This is a genomic window from Nocardia citri (assembly GCF_054065835.1).
The window spans coordinates 1-4,278 of sequence record NZ_JBSUQM010000051.1 but is presented as its reverse complement, the minus strand read 5'-3'; the positions used below and the strand labels follow the sequence as shown (position 1 = coordinate 4,278).

At 64.0% G+C, this 4,278-nt stretch carries 4 protein-coding genes and 1 pseudogene; 3 read left to right on the top strand and 2 right to left on the bottom strand.

Going from position 1 to position 4,278, the window contains the following annotated elements; all coding sequences use genetic code 11:
• Positions 1-1,021: TY-Chap domain-containing protein (locus ACW2Q0_RS30915; RefSeq protein WP_457194460.1), on the top strand; the 1,021-nt coding region annotated here is incomplete at its 5' end.
• A gap of 333 nt (positions 1,022-1,354) precedes the next feature.
• Positions 1,355-2,222 (top strand): annotated as a pseudogene (map, locus tag ACW2Q0_RS30910) (type I methionyl aminopeptidase).
• A gap of 145 nt (positions 2,223-2,367) precedes the next feature.
• Here map and ACW2Q0_RS30905 read toward each other — a convergent pair.
• Both ACW2Q0_RS30905 and ACW2Q0_RS30900 read right to left on the bottom strand, forming a co-directional pair.
• A complete protein-coding gene (locus ACW2Q0_RS30905) occupies positions 2,368-2,550 on the bottom strand; it encodes a hypothetical protein (RefSeq protein ID WP_457194459.1) in 183 nt (60 codons plus the stop codon).
• A complete protein-coding gene (locus ACW2Q0_RS30900; protein ID WP_457194461.1) occupies positions 2,519-2,935 on the bottom strand; it encodes a bifunctional DNA primase/polymerase in 417 nt (138 codons plus the stop codon). The genes ACW2Q0_RS30905 and ACW2Q0_RS30900 overlap by 32 nt, the downstream gene beginning before the upstream one ends.
• Positions 2,936-3,199: 264 nt before the next feature.
• Between ACW2Q0_RS30900 and ACW2Q0_RS30895 the strand changes: the two genes are divergently transcribed.
• Positions 3,200-3,976: a hypothetical protein gene (locus ACW2Q0_RS30895; RefSeq protein WP_457194458.1), complete on the top strand. Its 777-nt coding sequence runs from the start codon at positions 3,200-3,202 to the stop codon at positions 3,974-3,976.
• The last annotated feature ends 302 nt before the right edge of the window (positions 3,977-4,278 follow it).

Below are 4,278 nucleotides of genomic sequence, written 5' to 3'. Positions count from 1 at the left end.
GGGGAACCTCACATGCCGATTACAGAAAGTCCCGGTATCGACAGCTAGCGCGCAGGCTATGGCAGAGCGCCAGCACTCTGAGTTGTGCCGGGGCAGGATGATGTCCTACCTGGCCGATAGTCTCACGCGCGTGGTCAATGCGTACTATCACATGCGGCTTTCCGTCTCGCTGACGTCCGAGATGACCCCGGCCGACGTTGCCGAACTGCGTTGGCAACTCGGACTCGGCCCGCAGCCACTGGATTCAGGCGACCTGCCAGCCCACGTCAGCCTTTTCCTGCGAGAGCGCGCATTCCATCGAGAAGATCCCGATCTGGCTGTCGATCTGACCGCACGGGCGGGCGGGGGCTGGCTGCTGTCGGCATGGCAAGAGCCGGCACCCGAAGACCTCGATCGTTTGGAACCACTGTTCGTGTGGCTTGCCCGTCGCGCGGACGCTGCCGAAATCGCCTCCGACGGTTCGGTTCACCTCGGCGATCTCCGGTTTTACGACGAGCAGGAATGGACGCACCGGATCCTCGTCTACCGCAACCGGGTCTTCTATCCACGTATCGATCGACGCCGTCCAGCGCGCGAGCTCATGCCCAACGGAGACGCCGCAGTGACAACTTGGGACGACCTCACGGCGCGGCTCGCGTTGACGTTGGCGCACATGCGCGAGGGTGACTGGATGACCCTCAGCGGCCCTGAGAGCGGATATGCCCAGTTCAGCATCAGCGATCAGGGCGAGGTGTACGGCGAGATATCGTCCAACAACTTTCTGCCTGAAGCCCATCGGATGTCGCCGACCGCGGAAGCGGCGATGCGGCAGCTGGGATGGCAGGAACCCGACGAGATGAATTGGTACTGGGAGCTGCCGAAGACTGCTACTGCCGAGCAACATCACCGTCTGGCGCACGCCGCGGTGTCGGCACTGCGGGATGTACTGAAAATCGCCGAGCCACAACAACTGTCGCTCGCTGCGGAAAGCCAGAACGTCGGCGAAGGTGTTGACGTCTCCGCGATGGGTATCAAGCTCTAGCGCGGGTTCGGCGTGTATCGAACGCACTCATCTGCCGCATGGCGCGCGGTCCGGGCCGTCGGAAGTCCTCTCGAGGACTGCGTGTTCTGCCTCGAGTCTCGGTACTGAGCACCCGGCTGTGAAGGGACTGTCGAGTCGCCAGCTCTGGCTCAATTCCGGTGGCCCTGCGGCGCTGGTGCTGCAGGGCTGAGCCAGGTTATCGACCCGGCAACGTCGGCATTGCCGACGATCGAAACCTCGGCTTCGGCCGCGTAGTTCTGTTGGGCGGGGACAGGGGCGTCATCTGTGCGATATCTTCTACGGACCGAGGTTTGACGAGGGGCACTGACGTTGATGTTGTTAGGTCGCAGGCGCAGGAATGTTGTGCCGTTCCGCACCTCGGGTGAACTCGACGCGATGGCTGCCGCAGGTGCGGTGGTCGGCCGGGCGTTGGCCGCCGTTTGTGTGGCGGCCGGACCCGGGTGTGTCGACGCTGGAGCTGGCCGAGATGGCCGAGCAGGTGATCCGCGACGCAGGTGCGGTGCCGGCGTTCAAGGGCTACCACGGTTTTCCCGAGTCGATCTGCGTGTCGGTGAACGATCAAGCAGTGAACGGCCTCCCGACGGTCGAGGAGGTTCTCGCCGCAGGCGATCTGGTCTCGATCAACTGTGGTGTGGCTGTGGAGGGCTGGCACAGCGCCGCGGCCTGCACCGTCGGGATCGGCACGTTGTCGCAGGCCGATGAGCAACTCGTCGAGGCCGCACGGATGTCGTTGGACGCTGGTATCGGGGCAATGCTGCCGGGTAACCGGCTGACCGATGTGTCCCACGCCATCGAAATGGCTACACGGGCCGTCCAGCACAAGCACGGTCGGGTCTACGGCATCGTCGAGGATTACGGTGGGCACGGCATCGGTCGGGAACTGCATGTGCAGCCGTTCGTGCCCAACGAGGGCGCGCCGGGCAAGGGGCCGCGTCTGGTGGTCGGCTCGGTGCTGGCGATCCAGCCGGTCCTGACCTTGGGCACCACACAGACCCGCACACTGGGAGACGGTTGGACAACAGTGACGCTCGACGGCAGCAGGTCTGCCCTCTGGGAACACACCGTTGCCGTCACCCAGGACGGTCCGCGGATTCTTACGCCGTGGCCGCAGTTGCATCGGGCGGAAGGAAAATCTCCTGGGCTGGGTGCCCGGCCGCGGACTGAATCGATCCTGCCGTAGTGGAGCTGCGCGCGTGCGGGGACGACGTTCGTGGTACGCGACTCATCCTCCGCCGAACGCGCGCCGTGACTTCAGCGGAGCAAAGTTCACGCTCACGCCGCCTACCGCGCGTTGTGGTGGTCGCTGGGGGAGACATCGGTGAAGGTCAAAGGTTGCTGATTCGGCGCGGAAACTGCTTGCCGTAGGCGATGCCGTCGTTGATCGTGCGCCGCACCTCGCGCTCGGTGTGGTCGGCGATGCCGAGATGTTGGGTGGAAGCATGTTCCAGAACTGCTCGGGCCGTTGATTCGGCCAGTTCACCGGCGGCGACGAGGCGCCCCAACGTCACCGCGGCCCTGAGCAGGGCATCGTGGCGGGAACCGACCTGTGCCCGTGCGACTTTGCGCGATTCGCCATCGAGAATCGCTCGCAGGTAGGCGTCCGCGCGCGGGGACGCCTAACGGCATCGGCGGCGTTGCTGTCGGCGACGGTGCGGGCATCAGCCGATGCACGAGCCATCGGGGCAGCTCCACGACCTGCTTATCACGAAGGATCCGGTAACGGCGAGCACCCACGATTGATCCCGGGGCCACGACATACCCGCCGTGTGCCCGTGTGTCGATCAGGCGGCCGAGTCTACCTGCGGTGTTGCGTAACTCGAACCCGGCAGGAGCGCGAAAATACAGAGGTAACCCGCCTGGGGTGACCACGGTGAAAGTGTCGTCAGGAAACACCCGTTTCGGCCACCGCACGAAACCGGTGACGTGATCGTTGTTGCCGCCTTGCTGATAACGCTGCAACAACGAAATCGATTCCGGGACAAGCGCTTCGTCGATGACGTTGTTGCAGTGACCGAACCACCCGCTGATAACCGAGGGCGTCGACACCGCAAAGGCGGGAACCGGTATCGGTTGATCGGGGACTGTACGGTCAACCTCGCTGTGCCCTTGCCTGACAGGATAGGCCCGCCGTGATCGGAGAGGGAGAGCATCATGACTGTGAGTGCGTCGGATCGGCTGATGGGGCTGATAATCGCCCGGCTGGCCGAGGTTTTGGTTGCCGAGGGATTCGCTCGATGCCAGGCGTTGGATGGGAAAGGCGAAGCCCAGCCAGGGAAGCAGTATCCGAGCTGGCGGGCCGCCTGGTTCGCCGCGACTGATAGTGGTGTGTCAGGTGTGACAGCCGCGATTGAGGCGCACCTCCTCCGGAGCAACGACGGGAGCATTGGTGTTTCCGGGCGGACATGGTTGACGTCGAACGCGGTGGCGCAGGTCCGGGCGGAGTTGCCGTCAGAGGCGTTGGACAGTGCCGCCCAGAGTGGGGTGCCTGCGTGTGTGGAGACGGTACCGTTCGGTCATTTTCAGTATCCACGAGATGTCGGGATGGCGACGATCTGGATCGCTGTCGAATCCGATGTCGATTATCGCGTTGATCGATTCATGGACAGCGTGCGTGGCCCGGTGCGGCAGTGGTTCACGCAGCGGGCGAGTCTGATTAATCTGCTCGCGTTGGCCCCGAAACCGAAGCCGACCTCTCCGGATAGGTTCAATCCGGATCCGGTGCGGTTGCGGGGTGTGGTGATCTTGGCGTTGCTGGAGGGGCGCAGTCAGGAAGCGGCGTCGCTGATGGATTGGTATCGGCAGCGCGAACAGTTCAACACGTGGGATTCTCCCGGGCGGGTCGCGGCGTTCGATGCGGCGATGTCAACGCGCTTCCCCGATTATGGCGCCGAACGGCACGGCTGCATCGCTGGCCCCTTTCGGGCATCAACTTGATTTGCCGCGATCTGGATATCCGTCAGTGGTTCGACCGCCCCTACACGTTGAACTGGAGCTCGGGTGGCGTGCCGACCCACACTTCCCGTAGGAGTGTCTACACCTATGTCACATTACGATGCGACCATGCGCACCGACTTCGACCGCGCTGCCGAAATCGTCAACCTGGCAGCAACCTTGGACCAGCCAATGCCCCGGCGAATTAGACCACGAACGCGCCGATGCTGGCCACATACCGAATGCAGAGGCTGACTCCAGCCGCTGACCGCGCGGTCCGGACCGGCCGGGCCGCGCTCGGCCGA